Origin of the sequence: Mariniradius saccharolyticus AK6 (assembly GCF_000330725.2) — a bacterium.
GTDB lineage: Bacteria > Bacteroidota > Bacteroidia > Cytophagales > Cyclobacteriaceae > Mariniradius > Mariniradius saccharolyticus.
Window position 1 is genome coordinate 142,872 of the sequence record NZ_AMZY02000014.1, and the last position, 24,605, is coordinate 167,476.

Below are 24,605 nucleotides of genomic sequence, written 5' to 3' on the forward strand. Positions count from 1 at the left end.
CTGGGCGTTTGGCCACATTTTTCTATCTTCATGGACGCTGGTAACTGTTTTCCCAATTCATGGCGCCTAAGTAGATGATCGGTTTTCGCAGATTTTTTTCAATTCTAATCCTGTTTTTGGTAGTGGGAAGCGTTGGGGCAGCGATGGTGGGGATTCTACGCATCAATCAGGCCTACAAATCAACGAAAACAGAAACCGTCGACCCACCCACGGCGGACTTCTCCTTCGAACAACCGGAAGACTGTGGCAGTGCGCCGATTCAGTTTACCGACAAATCTACCGGTACCCAACTGACTTACCTCTGGGATTTTGGCGATGGAACGACTTCAACGCTAGCTTCCCCCGAACATGCCTTTACCGCAGCGGTCGGAAATGGTACAGAAACATTTGATGTGACATTGACGGTGACAGATTCCTTGGGCGTTACGGATTCCAAAACCAGTCCAATCACCGTCAAGCAAGTTCCCTCTACCTCTGTTGTGAGTGACAGAAGCGATACGGACTTTGACAGTCTGCCGTTCTTTATCGTTTGTGACAATGAGGAATCCAACTTTACATTTTACAATACTTCCACGACGAAAGAGACCAACGTATCCTACACGATTGAATGGGGAGACGGCTCTGAACCTTTTGTCGCGGAAGATTGGGATGAAGTGCAGCATGCCTATGAAATCGGCGTCTATTACCTCGAATACACGGTGGTGGGCGAAAACGGCTGCAGCGTTACCAAAAAAATCGGCGTCTTCATCGGGTCCAATCCAGCAGTAGGTTTCGGAAACCCCGGCAATACCAACATTTGCTCCGGCGAAGCCTTGACCTTCCCGATCACGGGAACAGAAAACAACCCTCCGGGGACGATTTACACGATTACATTCTCGGATGGCACCCCGCCTCAGGTTTTCAACCATCCCCCGCCTGCTTTCGTCAGCCATGTTTTTACGGAAACTTCCTGTGGCAAATTCGGAGCACCAGGCTTTGGTAATTCGTTTTCAGCGACGATTTTGGCGGAAAACCCCTGTTCAAAGTCTTCTGCGCAAGTCGTACCGATTTATATCACGGAGAAGCCTGAACCCATTATTGGCCTGGCCGATTCGGTATTTTGCGAGAATACATTCTTCGACATCCGAAACGAAACCCTATTTGGGAATGAAGTCAGCAACAACGGCCAATGTTCCAATATCGGCAGGTTTGTTTGGGAAATCAGTCCCGCCACCGGCTGGGAATTGAGCCCCGGAAATACCCTCGGGAGTCGCCCAAACCCCAACGTTCCCAATACCTGGCTGGTCGGTTCGCAAGTTTTGACCCCAAAATTCACCGTACCCGGCGTCTACACGATCAGGTTGATATCAGGTAATCGCTGCGGTATCGAAGAGGTGACAGAAACAATTTGCATCATTCCGACCCCGGAACCAGCCTTTGAGTTGGATGTCGCGGAAGGCTGTGGCCCGATCCAAGTGAAAGCTACAAACACCTCAAATCTCCTAGGAACCTGCGCAAATGGGGGCGACTATTTCGACTGGACGGTCAGCTATTTGGGGGGAAATTGCGGCAGCACCTCGGGCTGGAGTTTCGCCGCTGGCAGCAATTCCAATTCCTATAGTCCAGAATTTGTCTTCACCAATCCTGGGAAATACCTGATCACCCAAAGCATGGTCACTTCCTGCGGGACTTTCACGGCCTCCGATACAGTCAGCGTGTTTGCGCCACCGCAGGTAATTTTACCTACCATACCCGTGACGGCTTGCGGCGGCCTATCGCTCAATCCAATTCCCCAAATACTGAATCTATGCGGTGAAGAAGCTGCAACTTACCTGTGGACCATTGAGGGCGGAAGCATTTCCACCTCGACCAATCTTGACCCCGGACTTATTGACTTCAATACTATTGGACCAAAAAAAATAACGCTTGCCGTAACGACCTCCTGCGGTACGACCGTGGCAAGTCGTGATTTCGAGGTTTTCCCGATTCCTGAACTTCAGGTTACGGAAGACGCATCGATATGCCGAGGGGAAACGATTCCTTTGAACGTGACCGTTTCGCCCGTGGGAACTTACAGCTATCAGTGGAGTTCGGAACCGGCAAGTCCAATCCAAAACGCCAACACTGCAAATCCAATCGTCAGCCCTACCCAAGACACCCGCTTCGAAGTAACGGTTACCAACACGGCCACAGGATGTAGCCAAGTCGAAGAAGTATTCATTACCGTCACACCTGCACCCGAAGTAGCCTTCTCAATTCCAGACCAAGTCATTTGCTCAGGCGAAACTTCACTCCCCGTCCAACTCAGCTCTACACCTCCCGGGTTGGGAGTCACATGGACGGCAGAAGCCAATGGAGTCCAAGGCGTAACACTTAATGGGGAAAGTCTGATTCCTGCCCAAACCCTGGTCAATACCGGAAATGTACCAGTAGATGTGGTGTTCAGCGCAAGCATCGTTCCGGCAGACTTGGGGGCCTGCGAACAGGTGATAGCCAGGTACATCATTCAAGTGAATCCGGCGCCGATTTATCCTGACGCTGAAATCGAAGTTTGCAGCGGGACTCCATTTGATTTCAGGCCTGCTGGCGTGGTTCAAGGAACAAGCTTCACTTGGAACGTCAATCCCGTACCGGATGTGACGGGAATCGCTTCAAATGATATCCCTGCGCCAAGCATTTCCCAGACGCTGGTCAACAATTCCAGCCAGGTGAAACAAGTGGTGTACAACATTGTGCCCATCTTGGGAAATTGCCCAGGCGAGCCATTTACCCTCACAGTTGCCTTACAGCCTGCACCTGAGATTGCGTTTTCCCTTCCCAACCAAACACTCTGTACCGGGACTTCCAGTGACGCAGTGACGATCAGCAGCAATGTGGAAGGTGCCACATTTTCCTGGATCTCCCGAGCCAATGGCGTCCAAGGTGCGATTCCTTCAGGAACGGGCAATACCATTCCCGAGATGGATTTGGTCAACCCAACGCCAAATCCGATACAAGTCGATTTTGAAGTGCTTGCCCAAACCGGAAACCAAGGGACCTGTGCGGGAGTACCCTCGATTTACTCCATCGTGGTGAATCCATCGATTACCTTGGATACGGAAGTAGGTAAATTCAATGGATTTGGTATTTCCTGCAAGGGCGCCGACGATGGCTTTATCCGATTGAATCCCAGAAGCGGAAATGGCTCGTTCAGCTATGCTTGGACAGGTCCCAATGGATTCACCTCGAACCAGCGGGAAATCGAAAACCTGGCACCCGGAGACTATGCCGTGGTGATCTCGGACGATTTCGGTTGCCAAGTGACTGCGGGGTATACCCTCACCGAACCGACTCCACTGGTAGTGACATTTGTGGAAAAACAGGACGTGCTGTGTACAGGTGATCCTTCGGGAAGCATTTCCTTCGTAGCGGAAGGCGGAATCGAAACAGTACCTTACCAGATATCTTGGACAAAAAACGGAGACCTGTTCCCGGCAAATAGCTTATCGCTCCAAAACCTGGAGGCAGGCGTCTATGAATTGACCCTCACTGACGCCAATGGATGCAGCTTCGATTCCGGGCCAATAACCATCACGGAACCTGCCCAACGCCTTGCGATCACAATTGACAAAGGCGATATCAGCTGCTATGAGGCCAAGGATGGATTTATCAATCTCAATATTGTCGGTGGTGTTGGGCCCTATCAGGTGCAATGGGATTTTGGCTCCAACCAAACCAGTTTCACAAGCCTCGGCCCGGGCAACTACGCAGTCACAGTAACTGACCACATCGGCTGCGTGGTCACTCAAGCAGTCACCATCATCGACGCACCCGTATTCAAAATCAACCCAACCGTTACCAATGTCAGCTGCTTTGGTCAAGAAGATGGACAGATCAAGCTGGAAATTGAAGGCGGCAATGAAGGCTTGCTCATCAGATGGGATGACGGGCGACAGGTTCCTGAGCTCTTCAACCTAGGGCCCGGGACCTATGGCGTGACTGTGAGCAAGTTCGGTTCCTGTGAAATCAGGCGCGAATTCACCATACTCGAGCCCGAAAACATCAGCATCAGCGCAGTCGTGAACGATGCCTTGGATTGCGATAATGGTACGAGTGGCACCATCCAATTGCAGGTTTCCGGAGGCGTACCACCTTACACTTTCGCCTGGAGCAATGGTGCAAACACCCAGAATTTGACAGGGCTGACCACGGGGACATACAATGTAAACATCATCGATGCAAACGGCTGTACCTCGAACCGTGAGTTTGTCATCAAGCGACCACCACCCATCGAAGTACTTGCTACCCGCAATCAACTCGTGGATTGTAGTCCAAGGAAAGTCCAGGAAGAATTCCTCCTCACTGTCACGGGAGGCGTACCCCCCTACTCCATCCAATGGTCTGGCGGTCTTGTTTTCCAAAACGGTACCCAAATGGTAGCCGACAATCCGGGTCTTTACCTCTTGACCGTTCGTGACCAAGCTGGCTGTGAATTCAAGACTTCCTACGAAGTATCCAATACCAATGTGGTGCTGGATGCGGAGATTGAATCTGTCGCCTTTGACCAAAATGGCGGATTCTTGGTGGGAATCGAAATCGAGTTTGTTAACAACACAATAGGCGAAGTGGCGTCCTATTTCTGGGACTTTGGCGACGGAAACAGCAGCTCGGAAACCAATCCAAGGCATACCTACCAAGCTGGCGGTGAATACGAAATCACGCTTCAAGCCATCGACAAGTTTGGCTGCATCCTGGAGTGGAAAGAGAAAATCAAAGTCGTGGACTATTTCTTGGTGGTCCCCAATGTATTCTCGCCCAACGGCGATGGGGTCAATGATTATTTCTTCCCGAAATTTGTCAACGTGGAGAGCCATGAGTTTTGGGTGTTGAATAAATGGGGAGAAAGCCTTTTCCATACCACCGATATCAATTCCCGAGGTTGGGATGGAAAAATCGGCGGAGAACCCGCAATGCCTGGAAACTACGTTTACAAGCTGCAATACAAGACTGTGGACGGCCGCGTGGAAACAAAAACGGATGTATTCCTTTTGCTTAAATGAAACTAAAAAGCACCATAGCGCTCCTTTTGATGCTTTTTGCATGGACGGCAAAAGGCCAGGATTTCCATTTTTCCCAATTCTACGCATCCCCGCTCAACCTGAATCCCGCTCTGACAGGCTCTACGGAACTGAGCCGTTTCGGTGTCAATTACCGGAAGCAATGGCCGGGACTTTCCTATGATTTCAATGCCTATTCGGCCTATTTTGACCACTACAGCTACGACCTCAAAAGTGGTTTCGGGGTTTTGGTCAACAGCTTCCAAGAGGCCAATATGCAGATGAACACCTCCGACATCTCATTTTTCTACAGCTACAATTTGAGCCTTTCGGAAGATTGGAGCTTTCGGCTTGGCGGGCAGGCAGGATACGCAAGGAGAAGTGCCAGGTTGGACAACTTGATTTTCGGTGACCAAGTGGATTTGTTCAGTCGTACCATCAACCAATCGACCATAGACCAAATCCCCGATTTTGAGCCTTACGGATATCTTGATCTTGGTTTCGGAGCCTTGGTACACAACGAACACCTTTGGCTAGGCGCATCGGCCTATCATATCAATCGCCCCAATTTGAGCTTCTTCCCTGACAATGAAGTCGGGTTTCTCCCGGTAAAATGGAGTGTGCATGGGGGATTTTCTTTTCCTCTCGGCACCAACAACTATTTCGGGTCCAAATTTGACAACCAGATCACTTTGCTTTTCAACTACAAAAACCAAAACCCTTTCCAGCAACTGGACATAGGCGCACAAATGCTGTATGGCAATGTCATCGGTGGCCTAGGGTTCAGGGGAATTCCGGGTACCCGCAATATGCCCAATCAGGACTCCATCATCCTGCTGCTCGGCGTCAACCTTCCCATCGGGATGGTCATCGGGTACAGCTATGATTTTATGCTCTCCGAAATCGGTTCAGCCGCACAAGGCGCCCATGAAGTGTCCTTTCGCTACCAATTCCTGATGGGAGATCCCAAGTCCCGCAACCAAAGAAGCCGGATTTTGAAATGCTTCAACTTCATGATGTAGAATTCAGAAAGCTTCTATCGCGCGACGCAAAACGCAACTGCCTTTTGTGGGATCCATACATTGAAACAACCACCGAAGTAAAAAACAGGAATCGTCATCTTCAACGGAATCTGTCTTTGAATGCGTTTTCGATGCGATGCTATAAATTCGGACATCAAACCAATAACCTTTCCTGTATGAAATTCAAAAACCTTGTCCTGAGCTTGTTGCTTTTGATTCCCGTATTTGCTTTTGGACAAAAAGTGGACACCATTGAGGTGTACAGCCCCACAATGAAGAAAACCCTCAAAGCCGCAGTAGTCACGCCAAAAGGCTACAAAAAAAGGGGAGAAAACTATCCAAGCATCTATGTCCTCCATGGAGGGAGCGGAAGATTTTCCGATTGGCACAAACAGGTCACTGAAGCAGGCCTGCTTTTGGACCTAGCCAACCAATACCAGACCATCATCGTTACACCTGGCGTCGGGCCATCCTCTTATTATTTTGATAGTCCGCTCCTTGACTCTGTCCAATACGAAACCTATGTCACGCAGGAATTGATTCCTTTTGTCGACAACAACTATGCTACCATCAAGGATAAAAAAGCACGCGCGATTACGGGCCTATCCATGGGAGGACACGGGGCGATGATGCTTTCGGCAAAGCATCCCGAACTATTCATCGCCGCAGGCAGCATGAGTGGCGTGATGAACATCGACACGAGGATGTGGAAGGTATCGGAGGAGTTCAGGAACCTGAGGAAATCAGCCCAAGTCGCCATGTTAGGCCAAATCCAGTATGACGCGCCATTCACCCAATACACGGCAGTCGGATTGGTGGACCGGATGAAAGAGAATGGCATTGCACTCATCATTGACTGTGGCGTAGATGATTTTTTGATCGAAACCAACCGTCAAATCCACCGCCTCCTATTGGATAAAAATGTCCCACACGAATATACCGAGCGGCCGGGGGCACATACCTGGCAATATTGGACCGAAGCGCTGCCGGTCCATTTTCTCTTTATTGACCAGGTATTCAAAAAAAATGCGCAAAAGTAAATCGATACGAAAAAGGCGGATGATTGTCCGCCTTTACTGTTTCAAGCCGCTAGCTCAAAGCATTTCATGGGAAAAATTACCCAGATCATAAATCTCCATGATCTCTTCGAGGATTTTGGAAAAGTCAATTTTCAAATCGATCAACTTCCCGGTCTCGATATCAAATACCCAACCGTGAACCTTCAATCCCCTTGATTTGATGTGGCGCTGTACTACGGCGGTCTTTATCAAATTGACGCATTGCTCTTGCACGTTGATTTCTACCAGCCTATTGTAGCGTTTCGTTTCGTCTTCGATCTTATTGAGTTCCTTTTTGTGGAGGCGGTACACATCCCTGATATTGCGAAGCCAAGGGTTGATCAATCCCAAATCCGCTGCATTCATAGCGGCCCTGACACCTCCGCAGAAATAATGTCCACAGACAACAACGTGGTTGACTTTGAGTGTGCCGACCGCATATTCCAACACCGACATCACATTGAGGTCAATGGAAATCACCATGTTGGCGATGTTGCGATGGACAAACACCTCACCGGGCTGCACACCCATCAATTCCTCTGCCGTCACGCGGCTATCAGAGCAACCTATGTAGAGAATATCCGGATTTTGGCCTTTGGAAAGATCAGAAAAATAGTTCTTGTCCTTTTCCAGCTTTTCCGCAATCCACAATTCGTTGTTCTTAAAAACCTTTTTGATATCCATCTTAAAATATTTTTATGGGAAACTATTGAATCGAAGCCCAAATTCAAAACAAAACCTTTGCAATGGCTATAAAAAATCAGCCGGCTTCAGAAACTTTGCGGCTTCTTGGGGGGTGGGGACGCGACATGAACTTCGCTTGCCGTACCATCGGTACCGATTTTTGGCAATCCAATCGTAAACTGGATCCCTCAGAAACGAGGGCACAAGTACCAATACATAAAGCAAACTCCAAAATCCTCCCATCAGCCGTGCAATCTCCAAGGCAGCCCGGCTTTTCACATATACCTTGTCCCGGTACACGAATACGATGGAATCCAAATAGGCGTTAGGAATGTGGTATCTTTTCAAAAATCCTTCTAAAAAAGGTTCCTGAAGAGAGGCAAATTTGAATCGGTCTTTCTTATCCCTCTGGATCACAAAATCGACGGCGTGGTTGCAGAGGTTGCAAACGCCGTCGAATAGTATGACTCCGTAATCCTTCGGAAGACTCATTTCACGATCTGGACCGTCCCTTTGAACGTCTGCTCTTTCAAAGCCGGGTCAAAAACGTCAAACCTGACCGTCGCGGTGTAGAAGTAGGTGCCCGCCGGAAGCTCGTTGCCGTTTTTGTCCCTACCGTTCCAGCGGATGAAGACATCGTTCTCGTTGGAACTTAGGCTGTTGAACGAAAACACCTCGACTCCCCAACGGTTGACGATGAATACCTCCACGCCCAAAACAAACCTCGGGCACTTTGCAAACGGATTGTCGAAGGCCATGAAGGTATCGTTGATGCCGTCCCCGTCCGGGGTAAAGGCATTCGGAAGGAAATACGCCGGACAGTTGTCCACGCAGACCGTGTTGCTCGGTTCGCTTTCGTTGCCGGACCTGTCGACAGCCGTGATGTAGTAGCAGCCACGGTAGTTGCTCAGGTTGTTGATAACCGCATCCCTTTCAAAAGGCGAGAATGTACGCACCAAGGTAAATTCCCCCTCTTCGCCATCCTCATTGAAATACAGCCTGAACGCGCTCAGTTCATCGTCACAGGATCCCGTGAAATTCGGCTCCCAGCCCAGTTCGTGAGTAAAGGTGGTGTTGCCGCAGGGCTTGTCGGAGAGGTATTCCTGGCATTCTGGCCCTTCAAAAGTCAACACCGGCGGGCATGGCAGCCTGTCGTCATCCGGCCTCGCGCAGATGACCTGGGATTTGTTTTCCAAAGGATAGGTCAGTTGGCTGACGTTGTATGCGCCTTTTGTGATCACATAGTAGCAGTACTCGGTATCCCTGCGGAGCGGAATTCCATTGTGGCGTCCGTCATCCAAATACGTGAAACCGGCAGTGGTTACGTCCACCTCGGCAATCAGTTCAAAAGTGTTCTCGTCCTGGGCATTGGCGTCGTTCCTGTTGCGGTAGACCTCATGTTTGTACTGGCTGATGGAATTGTTCCAGGGCACTGTAAAGGACCAGTTAAGCTCGATGGCCTCGTTGATGATGACGGGTTCCAGCCTGACCGAGGAGGCCGAGGTCGAGCTGTCTATCGTTGTGGTGTTTTCCTTGAGGATCACCTTGTAGTTGTAGACCAGGTTCTCAGTGTTCAGGCCCGTGTCCGTGAAGAAGGTGTCCGCGGTACTGACTACAGACGTACGGTTTTGATTACCGGTAAACCCGGTCCTCCTTACCAGTTCATATGTGAACGGCCCCGGAAACTGGGTCCTATCAATATCGTAGGGCGGCGTCCATTTCACGAAAATCTCGCCATTGGCGGCATCCGTCGCCTCGATACTGACATTAGTAATGATCGGAACGTCCACGTCGATGGTCACGCAGATTTCCTCCGACACGATGCTAACTCCGTTTCTAGGGCTTGGATATCCCGCAACAAGCCGGTAACAGTAGGTGTTTCCGGGTGCCAGACCTTCGCCCATGTTCGTGTCCAGAAAACTGAATGTGGACATGTTGGTGACTCCCACCAATTCGTAACCTGCGCGGATTCCCGTCTCACAGGAATCCGGCTCGTAGGGATCGGAATTGATCCTCCTCCAGACCTGCATCACGTCCGCGGCGTTTGAGCAGGAATAGGGTTGCCACTCCAGGTTCACGGACCGCGACTGGCCCTGCTCGATGTTGTCCCAAACCGGAGGCGGCCCCACAACCCTGATCTTCCAGGTCTTGATGTCCACCAGCGCTGGACCCGAACGCGGCTGGTCGGTAATGCGTACGCGCACGTCATACTCTCGCTCACGTACATGGGCACAGACAGTCTGCCAATTGAATCTGACTATACCAGGACTAGGTTGGAAAACAGATTCAGGAGCATAGGTAGCCGGCGAAGTATTGATTTCAAGCGGATCACCAAAAACCTCAATCTTGATTGGATCCCCATCCGGGTCGGAACCTTGAATGATAATATCGGAAATCCGTTCCCCTGCCACTACACAGAGATCGTCAGGCAAAATCAATTCCGGTCGCCTGTTGTTGGAGTTTTCGATGATGATCTGCATATCCCTCACCACATAACCGATCAACTGGTATTCTCCCGCGATCTTTCGCCATTCTTGAATCCGAAACGCTACGTTGAATTGTCCGGCCAAACCAGGGGCATCCCAGACCAAATCACCTGTGAGTGCATCCAAGGTCAGAAATGCGGGCGTCGATCCGTCTTCCTGTCTGAAGCTGAACTCGGACGTTCCTGGGCTTCTGTAGTTATTGACTGGACGTTGAAAATCCTGCTTTGGAATGTCCATTACATAAGACAAACTGTCACCGTCCGGGTCATAGGCGCCCGGATTGTGGATGTAGCGCTTGTTGACTGCACCGTTGTCTACGGGAGGGATGGTCAGGACGGGTGAATTGTTGATCCCGATAAAAGGGTCTATGACGATCTGGGTCTCCACATAAAAAGGTGTCTCGACTGAGTTATCCATGTTGAGTGTCCGGTCGTTCCGGTTGAATTCCCGGAAACGGATCGTGTAGCGTCCCGGCCCTTGGTAGGTATGCGTGATCACAAATGTGTTTTTCTCGATTTGATTGCCCAATGACTCAACTAGGACAAAATCCGCTTCCGTGTTGAGGGTTACGGCCTCAGTTCCATCTCCAAAGTTCACCTCTCCCGGTCCGAATATGACGCTAGACCGCGTGTCAGTATAGCCTACTACTGTGATCCTGTAGGTCAGGGTTTGCACGGAAACCCGCTCTGCAGTGATCTCACCGGCCCGGATATGGGTAGCCAAAGCACTGCTTGCATAAAAAAACATCATTACGAGGGAGAATAGAAAAACGGAACCTTGCAATTTCATTTAATCGATGGTTTGGTCAGGTAGATATACGAAGATATCCAAATCACGGTGAAATTATTTATTTCATCTAAACAATAAAAACAAATACAAGGTTGGGATGGCCCGAAAAATAGCTCAAAAAAGGCTCCTTCAGCGCTGCAAACTCAAACCGATATGTCTTCCCCGCTTGAACACAAAATCGACGGCGTGGTTGCAGAGGTTGCACACGCCGTCGAATAGTATGACTCCGTAATCCTTCGGAAGACTCATTTCACGATCTGGACCGTCCCTTTGAACGTCTGCTCTTTCAAAGCCGGGTCAAACACGTCAAACCTGACCGTCGCGGTGTAGAAGTAGGTGCCCGCCGGAAGCTCGTTGCCGTTTTTGTCCCTGCCGTTCCAGCGGATGAAGACATCGTTCTCGTTGGAACTTAGGCTGTTGAACGAAAACACCTCGACTCCCCAACGGTTGACGATGAATACCTCCACGCCCAAAACAAACCTCGGGCACTTCGCAAACGGATTGTCGAAGGCCATGAAGGTATCGTTGATGCCGTCCCCGTCCGGGGTAAAGGCATTCGGAAGGAAATACGCCGGACAGTTGTCCACGCATACCGTGTTGCTCGGCTCGCTTTCATTGCCGGACCTGTCGACGGCCGTGATGTAGTAGCAGCCACGGTAGTTGCTCAGGTTGTTGATGACCGCATCCCTTTCAAAAGGCGAGAATGTACGCACCAGGGCAAATTCCCCTTCTTCCCCGTCCTCGTTGAAATACAGCCTGAACGCGCTCAGCTCGTCGTCGCAGGAGCCCGTGAAATCCGGCTCCCAGCCCAGTTCGTGGGTAAAAGTATTGTTGCCGCAGGGCTTGTCCGACAGGTACTCCCGGCAATCCGGCCCTTCAAAAGTCAACACCGGCGGGCAGGGCAGCCTGTCGTCATCCGGCCTCGCGCAGATGACCTGGGATTTGTTCTCAAGCGGATAGGTCAGTTGGCTGACGTTGTACGCGCCTTTTGTGACCACATAGTAGCAGTACTCTGTATCCCTGCGGAGCGGAATCCCGTTGTGGCGTCCGTCATCCAGGTAGGTGAAACCAGCCGTGGTCACATCCACCTCGGCAATCAGTTCGAAGGTGTTCTCGTCCTGGGCATTGGCGTCGTTCCTGTTGCGGTAGACCTCGTGCCTGTACTGGCTGATGGAATTGTTCCAGGGCACGGTAAAGGACCAGTTCAGCTCGATGGCCTCGTTGATGATGACGGGCTCCAGCCTGACCGAGGAGGCCGAGGTCGAGCTGTCGATCGTCGTGGCGTTCTCCTTCAGGATGACCTTGTAGTTGTAGACCAGGTTTTCCGTGTTCAGGCCCGTGTCCGTGAAGAAGGTATCCGCCGTGCTGACCACCGAAACACGGTTTTGGTTGCCGGTAAACCCGGTCCTCCTTACCAGTTCATATGTGAAAGGCCCCGGAAACTGGGTCCTGTCGATATCGTAGGGCGGCGTCCATTTGACGAAAATCTCGCCACTGGAGGCATCGGTCGCCTCGATGCTTACGTTGGTGATGATCGGAACGTCCACGTCGATGGTCACGCAGATCTCTTCCGACACGATGCTAACTCCGTTTCTAGGGCTTGGATATCCGGCCACAAGCCGGTAACAGTAGGTGTTTCCCGGGGCAAGGCCTTCGCCCTTGTTCGTGTCCAGGAAACTGAATGTGGACATGTTGGTCACTCCCACCAACTCGTAGCCCGCACGGATTCCCGTCTCGCAGGAATCCGGCTCGTAGGGGTCGGAATTGATCCTCCTCCAGACCTGCATCACGTCCGCGGCGTTGGAGCAGGAATAGGGTTGCCACTCCAGGTTCACGGACCGCGACTGCCCCTGCTCGATGTTGTCCCAAACCGGCGGCGGCCCCACGACCCTGATCTTCCAGGTCTTGATGTCCACCAGCGCCGGACCCGAACGAGGCTGGTCGGTAATCCGAATACGCACTTCGTATTCTCTTTCCCTTACGTGTGAACAAACGGTATTCCAGTTGAACCTAACAATTCCTGGGCTTGGCTGAAAAACCCCCTTGGGTGTGTAAATGGCGGGGGAAGCATTGACTAAGAGTGGTTCTCCAAACATCTCAATCTTGATTGGGTCCCCATCCGGGTCGGAGCCCTGGATAACGATGTCCTCGATTTTTTCGCCTGCCACCACGCAAAGGTCATCCGGAAGTATCAGCTCCGGCCTTCGGTTGTTGGAGTTTTCGATGATGATCTGCATGTCCCGGACCACGTAACCAACAAGGCGATAGGTTCCGTCGATCTTCCTCCACTCTTGAATCCGAAATGCTACATTGTATTGCCCTGCGGTACCGGGCGCATCCCAGGCCAAATCACCGGAGAGCGAATCCAGGCGCAGAAATGCTGGAGTGGAGCCATCTTCTTGCCGAGAGCTGAATTCCGCTGATGCCGGGCTTCGATAATTGTTGACCACGCGCTGAAAACCCTGTTTTGGAATATCCATCACATAGGCCAAACTGTCCCCATCGGGATCATAGGCTCCCGGATTGTGGATAAAGCGCCGATTCACAGCTCCCCGGTCTATTGGTGGTACTGTCAACACCGGTGAGTTATTGATGCCAATAAATGGATCGATGATGATCTGGGTCTCCACATAGAAAGGCGTGTTGACCGAGTCATCCATATTGAGGGTATTGTCATTCCGGTTTTCTTCCCTGAATCCAATCGTATATCGCCCGGGACCCTGGTAAGTATGTGTAATGACAAACGTGACTTTTTCAATACCGGGGCCAAGCGTCTCAACAGTGGTGAAATCTGCCTGGGTATTAAGCGCAACAGGTTCCGTACCATCGCCAAAATCAATAAATCCTGGGCCAAATTCTACGGAGGATTGCGTATCCGTGTACCCCACCACTGTGATTCTGTAGGTCAGGGTTTGCACGGAAACCCGCTCAGCTATGATTTCACCTGCGCGAATATGGGTCGCACAAACACTATTCGCAGTCAGAAACAAAAGTACTGTGTATATCAGGAAAAAAGAACCTCGCATTTTCATGTTGTCGATAGTTTGGTCTGATAGTTATACGAAGCTATCAAAAACAAAGTATAATTATGGATTTAATTCAAACAATAAAAATAAACACAAGGTTAGGACAACATGAAAATTAGCTCAGAATGGGCTCGAATTCGAGTCTATTTAGAACAATTTAAAATAAGTTCAATCGATTGAAGTCAGTTTGTTCGCTATGTTTGCGGCACGTAAATTTGGCCGACAGATTAAAAATCCAAACATCAATCGATCTAATAAAAAACAAATATGAGCTGGGTATCCAAGACCTTGAATAGCACACTGGGCAGAAAGCTGCTGATGGCCCTTACGGGTCTTTTCCTGATTTTGTTTTTGGTAGTCCACTTGGCGGGTAACCTTCAGTTGCTGATACCTGATGGTGGCGAGTCCTTCAACATTTATGCCGAAACAATGGCGAAGAATCCACTTATCCGGGTTGTTTCGATCGGTAACTTCGCCTTTATCCTTATCCACGTGGTCTACTCGATTATGCTTTCCCGGTACAACAAGGCCGCACGTCCAATTGGTTTTGCAGAAAGCAAGGCCAACACCAACAGCGCTTGGGCTTCGAGGAATATGGGGATTTTGGGAACACTCATCCTGATATTCCTTCTGGTACACTTACGCGGTTTTTGGTACGAATTCAAATTCGGAGAAATTCCCACAGCCGTGTACGAAGGAGTTACCTACAAAAACGTTTACTTGATCGTTGCAGAGGCTTATTCCAATCCCCTCTATGTACTCTTCTATGTGGTTTCCATGGGCTTCTTGGCCTTCCACCTTTCACACGGATTTGCCAGTGCTTTCCAGACGCTTGGATTAAACCATGCCAAGTATTCTCCACTGATCCAAAAAGTGGGTATTGGATTCTCTATTCTCATTCCGGCACTGTTTGCCTTGATTCCGATCATGATGTTCCTGCAAGCATAAAATTTCTAATAGTTTATTTGGGTAAAAATTTGACCTATGATACTAGATTCCAAAATACCTGATGGCCCTTTGGCCGAAAAATGGACAAAACATAAATTCAGCGTGAAGCTGGTCAATCCCGCCAACAAGCGTAAATACGACGTCATTGTCGTGGGAACAGGCTTGGCGGGCGCTTCTGCTGCGGCTTCCTTGGCAGAGCTTGGCTACAACGTAAAGGCTTTCTGCTTTCAAGATAGCCCAAGACGTGCACACTCCATCGCTGCACAAGGCGGTATCAACGCTGCCAAAAACTACCAAAACGACGGCGATTCCATCTTCCGCTTGTTTTACGATACCATCAAAGGCGGTGACTATCGGGCGAGAGAGGCTAATGTACACCGTTTGGCGGAGGTTTCCGTCAGTATCATCGACCAGTGCGTGGCACAAGGCGTTCCTTTTGCGCGGGAGTATGGAGGCTTGCTGGCCAACAGGTCATTTGGTGGGGCACAGGTATCCCGAACCTTCTACGCGAGAGGCCAAACAGGGCAGCAGCTTTTGCTTGGCGCCTACTCTGCGCTCTCCAGGCAAGTAGCCAATGGCAAAGTAAAACTTTACCCAAGGACCGAAATGATGGACGTGGTGATCGTAGACGGCAAAGCCCGCGGCATCATCACGAGAAACCTCATCACAGGCGCCATCGAATCCCATTCCGCACACGCAGTCTTGTTGTGTACAGGCGGATACGGCAACGTGTTTTTCCTTTCTACCAACGCAATGGGGTCCAACGTGACCGCGGCTTGGCGTGCACACAAGAAAGGCGCTTTCATGGCCAATCCATGCTTCACCCAAATCCACCCTACCTGTATCCCTGTTTCCGGTGACCACCAAAGTAAGCTGACCTTGATGTCGGAGTCACTCAGAAACGACGGACGAGTTTGGGTGCCCGCAACCAAGGAAACAGCCGAAAAACTCAGAAAAGGCCAAATCAAGGCCTCTGATATCAAAGAAGAAGACAGGGATTACTTCCTGGAAAGAAAATATCCATCCTTCGGTAACCTCGTGCCTCGTGACGTGGCTTCCCGAAATGCCAAATATGTCTGCGACGAAGGCCGTGGCGTAAACGAAACAGGAGAAGCTGTATTTTTGGACTTCCGCGATGCCATCATCCGGGATGGGAAAAACGTGATTTCCGCCAAATACGGAAACCTCTTTGACATGTACCAGCAGATTACCGGCGAGGATCCTTATCAGGTACCAATGATGATTTATCCTGCTGTGCACTATACCATGGGCGGTCTGTGGGTGGATTACAACTTGATGACGACGGTTCCTGGATTGTACGCTTTGGGCGAGGCCAACTTCTCCGACCACGGTGCGAACAGGCTTGGTGCTTCTGCGCTGATGCAAGGCTTGGCTGATGGGTATTTTGTAATTCCCTACACTGTTGGGGACTATTTGGCACAAACACCGTCCACCAAAATCGGAACAGATCATCCTGAGTTTAAGAAAGCCGAGAAAGAAGTGAAGGACCGCGTCCAAAAATTGCTCAGCATCAAGGGCGAAAAGACTGTCGACCATTTCCACAAGAGACTGGGCAAAATCATGTGGAACTACTGCGGGATGGCGAGGACGGAAGAAGGATTGAAGGAAGCCAAAAAAATGATCCAAGAATTGAAAGCAGAGTTTTGGTCCAACGTGAAGGTGTTGGGAGAAAACGAGGAACTGAACCAATCCCTCGAAAAAGCCCACCGCGTAGCCGACTTCATCGAATTGGGTGAACTGATGGTGGACGACGCGCTCAACAGGAACGAATCCTGCGGCGGTCACTTCCGGGAAGAATACCAAACCCCTGAAGGCGAAGCGCTCCGTGACGATGCCAACTATGCCTATGTGGCCGCTTGGCAATACGTGGGCGAGGGTCAAGAAGAAGTCCTTCACAAAGAGCCTTTGGTCTTCGAAAACGTGAAACTGACCCAAAGAAGCTACAAGTAATCCCAAGAATCTAAAGCATTGGAGCTATGAATTTGACTTTAAAAATCTGGAGACAACGAAACAACGCCGATAAAGGCGGTTTCAAAGAATATAAAGTAACGGAGGTTTCCAAGGACATGTCCTTCTTGGAAATGCTGGATGTGCTCAACGAGAGCCTGACCGAAAAAGGGGAAGACCCCGTGCACTTTGACCACGATTGCCGGGAAGGAATCTGTGGCATGTGTTCGCTCTACATCAACGGCAAACCGCACGGACCACTGCAGACGACGACTTGTCAGCTGCACATGCGCTCCTTCAACGACGGCGAAACCATCACCATCGAGCCTTGGAGGGCAAAGGCATTCCCGGTCATGAAGGACTTGGTCGTGGATAGGTCTGCCTTCGACAGGATCATCCAAGCGGGTGGCTACATTTCCGTCAATACCGGCGGTGTACCCGATGCCAACGAAATCCCAATCCCCAAAACCGTGGCTGACAAAGCCATGGACGCAGCACAATGCATCGGCTGTGGGGCTTGCGTGGCAGCCTGCAAGAATGCCTCCGCAATGCTCTTCACTTCTGCCAAAATCTCCCAACTTGCCCTACTGCCCCAGGGACAGGTAGAGCGCAAGACCCGGGCGGAAAAGATGGTGGCACAGATGGACGCGGAGGGATTTGGTGCCTGTACCAATACAGGTGCCTGCGAAGCAGAGTGTCCAAAAGGCATCAGTATCACCAATATCGCCCGCATGAACCGCGAATATTTCACCGCGGTCGTCAGCAGCGAAAACCTGTAAAAATGAATAAGCATCCATAACCAAAAAGACCGGGGCGACTCGGTCTTTTTTTTTCTTCCTGGCTTGAAAACCACGGAAAAATTCAAGTTCCCGGATTTGTCAAACGAGATGGCGTAAACCCATCCGATTTTTAAGACTCTACAAGAAACCAAAACAAATATTATTAGGTGAACTAGCTTATTTTTCTGAAAATATTTCTCTAAAATAACTTCGGAGTAACCTATTATTTTACAAATCCAGTAAATTCGAGATACCGTAATTTTCCCGATTCCATCAATCTCTTTTTTCCAAGAGCTGTCCAATGAAAACGGATTCTAACTTACCCCTCCTATTCTGCCTTTTGGTTGGAATTTCTTTATTCTCATACTCCTGCAAGCAGGTTCCCAAGGGATTGCCCGAGGCATTTGAAGAGAAGGCGTTCCCGGTTTACGGCCCCTACCGTGTCTACAAATTGCCCATCGAAACGGGCGTCAAAGTCGTCAACCCTGTGCAGGTTTCTATGGGACCAAAGGGGATGATTTTTGCAGCCAACCAAAGTGGGGAAATCTACACGCTGCATGATTCGGATGGGGATGGATTGGAGGATGAAGCGGTGCTTTATTCAGACCTTAATGAGCTTGGCCTGGCCTCGCCGGTTGGTTTTGCATTTTCTGGCGACACGGTCTACATCGGTACAAGATCGGAGCTTCGGGCTTTTCGAGATAGCGATGGGGACAATAAAGCGGATGTTTCTTGGACAGTGTTTGATAAGATGCCTGTGAGTGACCATCCTTATGAATGGACCAGCGCGTTGCGGGTGGGACCAGATGGTTGGATTTACTTTGTGTTGACAACAGACTCGTTCAATTCAGGCGCTTCGCCAGACCCAGAAGGAATCCGGGGAGCCATCTTAAAAGTATCTCCAGACGGCAGCCAATGGGAGCGCTTGGCAACCGGGGTAAGGTCTATCCACGGAATGGACTTTGATCCACAAGGCAATCTCTTCTTCGCCGACAACAAGGGTGGCGGCAATGCCTTGGAGGAATTGAACTTGCTGGTGCCCAACAAGTTCTACGGGCATAATGTGAAAAAATATGAGGGTACTTTCGAAGGCATTGAAGCTCCGCTGTACGGCCTTGAGACGGAAATCGCACCCGGAGGCATCGAATTCAATGCTGTTTCCAACGACTTTGGGGGCACGGGAGGCAATTTATTTTTCGCGTTTTACGGGCCGGGCGAGCTTTGGAACAGAGGTGGCGTCGGCAGGGTTGCCATTACCAAAACCTCCGAAGGATTCAAGTTTGAAGAATTTCCAGTCGCTGACATTCCAAAACTTTCCGATCTCAGCTTTGGGCCTGAAGGTTCACTCTATGTAGCCCATCACGGAAAATCAGACTATTGGTACAATGTGGTGGAAGAGAAAACCGGGGGCTTTTACAAATTGGTGTATGATCCGAGCTTGGAAGGAAAAAATCCCACGCAGCGAACCATCAAGGAAGAAAACTTCACCGCGGCATCCTTGGAAAACGGAAAGGCCCTATTTGGCATCCGTGCTTGCGCGGCCTGCCACGCGGTAGATGGGGAAACGGATTTGCTTGGCCCAAACCTGAAAGGACTTGGAAAGGAGTTTTCGCAGGAAGAAATCCTGGATGCGATAAAGGACCCTTCAAAAATCATCAAACCAAGTATGATCGCGACACGCATGGTGCTCAAAGACGGCAAAGTCCTCTTGGGGCGTGTGGTATATTCGGACCAGGAAAAGGTTTCCATGATGTTGGTAGGAAACCATACCCTCGAAATACCCAAAGACCAAATCGAATCCTCCACCGAAGAGCTGAAATCGCTGATGTATGAAAATCTATTGGCAGGCCTATCAGAGGAGGAAACCAAGAATTTGCTCAACTATCTTTCGAGCCTGTAAGCCAGACGGGCTAGTCCCCGCAATCTCAAACCAAAAATCAATCTGTCAAAAGTTCGAGGTCAGAAAGAAAGCTCAACCATTTTACCTTTCTCGAAATCTAGTCGGAGTGACGTCCATATGCTTCTTGAAGGAATTGTTGAAATGGAATACCTCAAAAAAACCGAGCTACTTGGCTCGGTTTTCTACACTCACCAGCTCAGGTTTTGAACAAAATCAACTATCGCCATCCGGATTATTCTGCCAAAGGATTTTATTTAGTTCATCGTTGATTTCCTTTGCGCCCGGTACATTGGCTTTAGCCGCCTCCCTGACCGAGTTATGGTAGCTCAGCGCAAAAAGATAAGCCTCCGTCCTGTGCCAGGTGATTGTATCTTCGAGCTTCGTTTGGAGTTCCTTCAACGCATGAAAAATGGACAACAATGTTGATTCCTGGTCAGAATCAGTTTCGTGCTGCTCTACATCAGTGAGTGCAAGAGAAATCCCAAGATTGTCGAGAAGTTCTTCGAGGATGCGATTTGCGTATGAATCCAAAGATTCGTCAGTCTCAGGCGTCGAATTGAATTGTTGATCCTCAGGTTTGGAGGCATAACGGGACAGAATCGTTTGGATTTGCTCTAAGGCCTGCATGGCGGCCTGCAATTTTTCTGGGGGAATTGGATTTCTTTTTTCCATTGATTTTTCGTTTGGCGGGTGATCAACAAAAACAGATGTTTCAATACTCAAAGCATTGAATGTAGTTTTTAAGAATTGAAAAAACAATATTTAGTCAAAAAAATTTATGAGATTAGTTTTTGACAAAAGATCTATCCCAAAAATGCTAACTCAATGGATCAGTTCAACCTAAGAATCAAAATCCCAGATGTTTGAAACCCTTCATGACGAACTGTGTACAGTTGAAATCGAAGATCGGCTCAATTATCTTTCAAATCCTTAGATCTAGGGTAAAAAAATACGCCCCAATCTGTTTTTCAGAAAGCGAGCGAGGGTATTTTTTCATCCCTTCTTTAAAAGCTATCTCCCAAACATTTAACGCTAGCGCCACCAGTCAAATCTCCAAACCTTATCGGCATCAGCGTGGTTAATCTATTGGGCGCTCAATAGCCTTGCCTGAGTAAGAGTTTTGTCCACATAACAGAAACCATTCAGTAAGTACAAGCAAATCAAACCATTACAGACCAACATTGCTACCATGAGTACAGGCAGAAAATTGCTTTTTTTCACGCTTTTTTTCATTTCCCAAATGACCGTTGCCATTGCACAGTCATTCGAAGTTCGTGGCAAGCTATTCGACGCCGAATCAAAGGAACCCTTGGCATTTGTTCAGGTGGCATTGTTTGCAGCGGGCGATCAAACCAAACCTTTGACATTTTCAGACACGGACCTCGATGGGGGTTTCAGCCTGGAAGTGCCGCGGGGAAATTATACCTTCAAGGCTTTTTTCATTGGCTACAGTGACCTCCTCAAAGAAGGAATCAAAGTTAACGGATTAACTGACCTCGGCGAACTGGCCATGCAAGGAGATGGCCAAAGTCTCCAAGAAGTGGTCGTGCAAACCAGCAAGTTGCCGATTCGTAGCAGTATGGAAGGGATCACAATCGCGCCCGAAGCCAACCTCGCCAACGTCGGCGGTACGCTATTGGACATCCTGCGCAACACGCCTTCAATTACTGTGTCGGAAGATGGAACGATCGCACTGCGCGGAAGCACGGGCACCAACATTCTCATTAATGGTAGAAACTCCTCCCTCACCCAAAACCTAGACCAGCTTCCGGCGAGCGCCGTCGAGGAAATTCGAATCATCAACAACCCCAACGCACGCTATGATGCCGAGGCGGAGGGTGGCGTCATCGATATCATCCTCAAAAAGGGACAGGACCTCGGAACCCATGGAGGACTTGAAGCGACCTACGGTACCCGCAACAGAACCAACTTAGGTGCCCGCATCAACCACCGGGGCCTCAAACTGAACACTTTTGCAGGATACAACTTTCGGGATTGGAAAAACGTCGGCAATCGGCAGTCTACCCGGGTATTGTTTGAAGACGAAGAAGTACTGCAACAAAACACAGAAAATGCAAGCCGCAACGTGGGGCACAACCTGACTTATGGGGCCGACTATTACTTTGGCAACAATGTCCTCAGCTACGAAGGTGTGTACCAGTCAAGCCTGGACAGGCAGGTTAACACGCTTTTTGCGGAATTGGAACGAGGCGGAGCCAGCCCGGAGGCATTTGACTACGTGCGCAGAAACCAAGAAAGTGAAACCGATACCGGTTTGGACAATGCCTTGATCTTTGAGCATTCGTTCAAGGACAAAGGACATTTGCTCCGGGCGACGGCAAGTCATTCTTTCCGAAACCAGTTCAAGACCCAGGAAATTGATATTTTCAACAACACGCTCGAACCACTACCAGAAAACCGCACCGGACAGGAGCTGGCCTACATCGATGAAATCCGCAATATCTCCGTCCTGCAGGCGGACTATATCAAGCCTTTGGAGAACGGGAAGTTTGAAACAGGCCTGAAATCCATTTTCAGGAAATTTGACAATGACTACCAATATCTGCGGTTCGACGAATCTGAGGGGGGATTTGTCGAGGACCCGCGTGTCAGCAATAGATTCGTCTATGAAGACCAAGTCCTTGCAGGCTACGGAGTTTATTCGATGACAAAATCAAAATTTGAATATGCACTTGGTTTACGGGGGGAAATGACTTTTGTGGATACCTATCTTGAGAACACTGGAGAAACGAACAGGCAGCGGTATTTCGACCTCTTTCCGAGCGTGCAGGGTATGTACAACATCAGCGATGTCCATTCGCTGAAATTCACCTACAGCAAACGAATCGATCGACCAACGGCCTGGAGACTCAATCCCTTCCCTGATATCACGGACAGCCTGAATGTAAGGCGTGGAAATCCAAACCTCCAGCCTGAAATGATCAATTCTTTCGAATTGGGACATATGGCCAACTTCAAAAAAGCATCCCTGACGACAAACCTTTTCTACAGACATGTCGCGGGTCAGTTGGATTTCATCACGATCGTGGAGGACGGCATTTCCTATTCGCAGCCAGCCAACCTGCTTTCCTCCCAATCCTATGGCCTGGAATGGATCGGCACGGGTGAAGTCAGCAAATGGTATTCACTCAACGGCGGCCTGACGATTTACAGAATTATTGTTGATGGTTCGAATATCAGCCAAGAATTCACAAATTCGGGCTTTGCCTGGAACCTCAAGCTGACTCAGGATTTTAAGCTTCCTTTGGGAATCAACTTCCAGCTCGCTGGAACCTACGATTCCCCTGAAATTGAGGCACAGGGAAGGGATCTGGCCCAGTATTTCATAGACGCGACTGTCCAAAAAAGTCTTTTAAATGGGAAAGGAAGCATCGCGCTGAGCGTGCGGGACATTTTCGATACGCGAAGATTTGCAGGTTTTGCCCGGACCAATACCTTTTCGCAGGATTTTTATTCCAAGCAGGAAACGAGGATTGTTCTGCTTTCTGCAAGGATGAATTTCTAGAGGATAATTTAATCCTAACTTCTGACCAATCTAGTCTGTTTTTGGATTACGAAGACAATGGAGTACTATTCACTCCTTCCTCACTCTCACTGTCGAATCACCGGAAGGACTAATTGCTTCACCTTGACACTATTGATTGTCAAAAAGGTCATGGTCTGGCCAATCAGTTCTTGTTTGTAGGTCTTGGTATATGACCCGCCTAAATGCATCTAGAGAGGTCCCGAATTCAAGGCTATTCCCATTAGCCAAAACAGAAAAGCTAAAGTTATCATTTACTCTTTCCAATACTCCTGATGTCCCTGACATCGCACCGTAATGAAACCAATTGGAAAATCTAAAATACATTTGGTTTAGAAAATATTCATCCAGCATATCTTCTTTTTGATGAAGCCTGTCAATTCTGGCCATAAATCTTAGTAAATCTGTGGCAGAGCCAATCCATCCACCACCAGAATCCATCCGTTTCACATCGATTTGATAGGGGGAATAATCAGAATGACGATTGTAATACTTTACTTCATTTTCATGTTTGTCATGATCAAAATTCCTCCCAATATGCATAGAAGTAATTCCATAAGGTTCCAGGACATTCTTTTTAATGTAGGTTTCGTAGTTTTCGCCGCTAACCTCCTCAATTATCCTCCCTAGGATGCAATAACCAAAATTTGAATATATAATCGTTGATCCAGGTGGGTTACTTAAAGGACGTGTATCTAGGACGTAGCCAATAAGCTGATGCTGTGGGTAATGGATAGCCAAAAACATCGGATCATTGGCGTCGTTAGGCCAGCCACCCGCCTTGTGTTCCAGCAAGTGTCGTACAGTGATGGATTTTACGGCTTCAGAATAAGGCTTTGCACCAAATTTAGTTCCTAAGATTGCGCCTTCACCAAAAACTTTGCTGTCCAACTCCAACTTACTATCCTTGACAAGTTTTAATATTCCAATAGCAGTGATCGGTTTGGAAATACTCGCAATGCGGAAAAGGCTTTTGTTTGTCACCCGAGCTGATGATTCGACTTCAGCAAAGCCAAAAGAATTCTGGTAGACAAGGCGTTCATTTTTCATAATCGCCACTTGCACTCCAGGGAATTTATACTTTTCCATAGTTTCCTCTATTCTCGCGTCCAGCGAGGAGAATTGGTCTGCTGACGATGAATCGGAATCCTCAAGGCATCCACAAAGAATACCCAAAAAGGCAAAAGGAATAATTAACCTAAGGTACTTTTTCATAATGCTCTTTCCCCGAATTATCTACGCCTAAAAGAGTTTTCAATACCGTTCAGAGAATGCGTTTAACTGCAAGAATTATAACAATGCCGTTCTCTAACGTCTTTTTGCTTTATTTCAGGATGTTTTTCCAGAACCGAGAATTAGCTGCCGCCAGTTTTCACATGACCTTTT

The 24,605-nt window shown here is 49.1% G+C and carries 14 protein-coding genes; 8 read left to right on the forward strand and 6 right to left on the reverse strand.

From position 1 onward, the window contains the following. The first annotated feature begins 122 nt into the window (after positions 1 to 122). The 3 genes from C943_RS14920 to C943_RS14930 all read left to right on the forward strand — a co-directional run bounded on the left by C943_RS14920 (position 123) and on the right by C943_RS14930 (position 7,077). Positions 123 to 5,018 (forward strand): PKD domain-containing protein, encoded by a 4,896-nt coding sequence (locus tag C943_RS14920; protein WP_245545556.1) that lies wholly within the window; start codon positions 123 to 125, stop codon positions 5,016 to 5,018. After that, positions 5,015 to 6,037 (forward strand): PorP/SprF family type IX secretion system membrane protein, encoded by a 1,023-nt coding sequence (locus C943_RS14925; RefSeq protein WP_040480840.1) that lies wholly within the window; start codon positions 5,015 to 5,017, stop codon positions 6,035 to 6,037. Before C943_RS14920 ends, C943_RS14925 begins: the two co-directional genes overlap by 4 nt. 176 nt (positions 6,038 to 6,213) lie before the next feature. Continuing rightward, on the forward strand, positions 6,214 to 7,077 hold the full coding sequence (locus tag C943_RS14930) for an alpha/beta hydrolase (RefSeq protein ID WP_008629358.1): 864 nt from the start codon (positions 6,214 to 6,216) through the stop codon (positions 7,075 to 7,077). A gap of 54 nt (positions 7,078 to 7,131) precedes the next feature. Here the strand turns inward: C943_RS14930 and C943_RS14935 are convergent, their stop codons facing one another. The 4 genes from C943_RS14935 to C943_RS14950 form a co-directional block, all read right to left on the reverse strand. Next, a complete protein-coding gene (locus C943_RS14935; protein WP_008629361.1) occupies positions 7,132 to 7,779 on the reverse strand; it encodes a carbonic anhydrase in 648 nt (215 codons plus the stop codon). 66 nt (positions 7,780 to 7,845) lie between these two features. Next, a complete protein-coding gene (locus tag C943_RS14940; RefSeq protein ID WP_008629363.1) occupies positions 7,846 to 8,271 on the reverse strand; it encodes a thiol-disulfide oxidoreductase DCC family protein in 426 nt (141 codons plus the stop codon). Beyond that, a complete protein-coding gene (locus C943_RS14945) occupies positions 8,268 to 11,054 on the reverse strand; it encodes a T9SS type B sorting domain-containing protein (RefSeq protein WP_008629365.1) in 2,787 nt (928 codons plus the stop codon). The genes C943_RS14940 and C943_RS14945 overlap by 4 nt, the downstream gene beginning before the upstream one ends. Before the next feature lie 245 nt (positions 11,055 to 11,299). Then, positions 11,300 to 14,086, reverse strand: coding sequence for a T9SS type B sorting domain-containing protein (locus C943_RS14950; RefSeq protein ID WP_008629367.1), 2,787 nt, complete (start codon positions 14,084 to 14,086; stop codon positions 11,300 to 11,302). Between the two features lie 261 nt (positions 14,087 to 14,347). On the opposite strand from C943_RS14950, the gene C943_RS14955 reads away from it, so the two are divergent. The 4 genes from C943_RS14955 (at position 14,348) to C943_RS14970 (ending at position 19,675) form a co-directional block, all read left to right on the forward strand. Beyond that, positions 14,348 to 15,028, forward strand: a complete 681-nt coding sequence (locus C943_RS14955; RefSeq protein WP_008629368.1) for a succinate dehydrogenase cytochrome b subunit — start codon at positions 14,348 to 14,350, stop codon at positions 15,026 to 15,028. A gap of 36 nt (positions 15,029 to 15,064) precedes the next feature. Continuing rightward, positions 15,065 to 16,999 carry a fumarate reductase/succinate dehydrogenase flavoprotein subunit gene (locus C943_RS14960; RefSeq protein WP_008629371.1) on the forward strand — a complete coding sequence of 645 codons (1,935 nt, stop codon included), beginning with the start codon at positions 15,065 to 15,067 and terminating at the stop codon, positions 16,997 to 16,999. A 26-nt stretch (positions 17,000 to 17,025) separates the two neighbouring features. Further along, entirely contained in the window at positions 17,026 to 17,775 is a 750-nt protein-coding gene (locus C943_RS14965; RefSeq protein ID WP_008629373.1) for a succinate dehydrogenase/fumarate reductase iron-sulfur subunit, read from the forward strand. 301 nt (positions 17,776 to 18,076) lie between these two features. Next, the gene (locus C943_RS14970) at positions 18,077 to 19,675 is read left to right on the forward strand and encodes a DUF7133 domain-containing protein (protein ID WP_081610496.1); all 1,599 of its coding nucleotides are present in this window, start codon (positions 18,077 to 18,079) and stop codon (positions 19,673 to 19,675) included. Positions 19,676 to 19,888: 213 nt separating this feature from the next. On the opposite strand, the gene C943_RS14975 is transcribed toward C943_RS14970, so the two are convergent. Then, positions 19,889 to 20,347, reverse strand: a complete 459-nt coding sequence (locus C943_RS14975) for a hypothetical protein (RefSeq protein WP_008629377.1) — start codon at positions 20,345 to 20,347, stop codon at positions 19,889 to 19,891. Positions 20,348 to 20,864: 517 nt separating this feature from the next. Here C943_RS14975 and C943_RS14980 point away from each other — a divergent pair. Then, positions 20,865 to 23,201: a TonB-dependent receptor gene (locus C943_RS14980; protein WP_008629378.1), complete on the forward strand. Its 2,337-nt coding sequence runs from the start codon at positions 20,865 to 20,867 to the stop codon at positions 23,199 to 23,201. Between the two features lie 129 nt (positions 23,202 to 23,330). Here the strand turns inward: C943_RS14980 and C943_RS14985 are convergent, their stop codons facing one another. Next, positions 23,331 to 24,434 carry a serine hydrolase domain-containing protein gene (locus C943_RS14985; RefSeq protein WP_008629379.1) on the reverse strand — a complete coding sequence of 368 codons (1,104 nt, stop codon included), beginning with the start codon at positions 24,432 to 24,434 and terminating at the stop codon, positions 23,331 to 23,333. Positions 24,435 to 24,605 lie beyond the last annotated feature (171 nt).

What these genes read in the sequence shown, in the direction of transcription:
- C943_RS14950 (WP_008629367.1), bottom strand. Translation starts at nt 14,086, where the DNA reads ATGAAAATGCGAGGTTCTTTTTTCCTGATATACACAGTACTTTTGTTT.
- C943_RS14965 (WP_008629373.1), top strand. Translation starts at nt 17,026, where the DNA reads ATGAATTTGACTTTAAAAATCTGGAGACAACGAAACAACGCCGATAAA.
- C943_RS14985 (WP_008629379.1), bottom strand. Translation starts at nt 24,434, where the DNA reads ATGAAAAAGTACCTTAGGTTAATTATTCCTTTTGCCTTTTTGGGTATT.
- C943_RS14955 (WP_008629368.1), top strand. Translation starts at nt 14,348, where the DNA reads ATGAGCTGGGTATCCAAGACCTTGAATAGCACACTGGGCAGAAAGCTG.
- C943_RS14960 (WP_008629371.1), top strand. Translation starts at nt 15,065, where the DNA reads ATGATACTAGATTCCAAAATACCTGATGGCCCTTTGGCCGAAAAATGG.
- C943_RS14980 (WP_008629378.1), top strand. Translation starts at nt 20,865, where the DNA reads ATGAGTACAGGCAGAAAATTGCTTTTTTTCACGCTTTTTTTCATTTCC.
- C943_RS14945 (WP_008629365.1), bottom strand. Translation starts at nt 11,054, where the DNA reads ATGAAATTGCAAGGTTCCGTTTTTCTATTCTCCCTCGTAATGATGTTT.
- C943_RS14940 (WP_008629363.1), bottom strand. Translation starts at nt 8,271, where the DNA reads ATGAGTCTTCCGAAGGATTACGGAGTCATACTATTCGACGGCGTTTGC.
- C943_RS14970 (WP_081610496.1), top strand. Translation starts at nt 18,077, where the DNA reads ATGAAAACGGATTCTAACTTACCCCTCCTATTCTGCCTTTTGGTTGGA.
- C943_RS14930 (WP_008629358.1), top strand. Translation starts at nt 6,214, where the DNA reads ATGAAATTCAAAAACCTTGTCCTGAGCTTGTTGCTTTTGATTCCCGTA.
- C943_RS14925 (WP_040480840.1), top strand. Translation starts at nt 5,015, where the DNA reads ATGAAACTAAAAAGCACCATAGCGCTCCTTTTGATGCTTTTTGCATGG.
- C943_RS14975 (WP_008629377.1), bottom strand. Translation starts at nt 20,347, where the DNA reads ATGGAAAAAAGAAATCCAATTCCCCCAGAAAAATTGCAGGCCGCCATG.
- C943_RS14935 (WP_008629361.1), bottom strand. Translation starts at nt 7,779, where the DNA reads ATGGATATCAAAAAGGTTTTTAAGAACAACGAATTGTGGATTGCGGAA.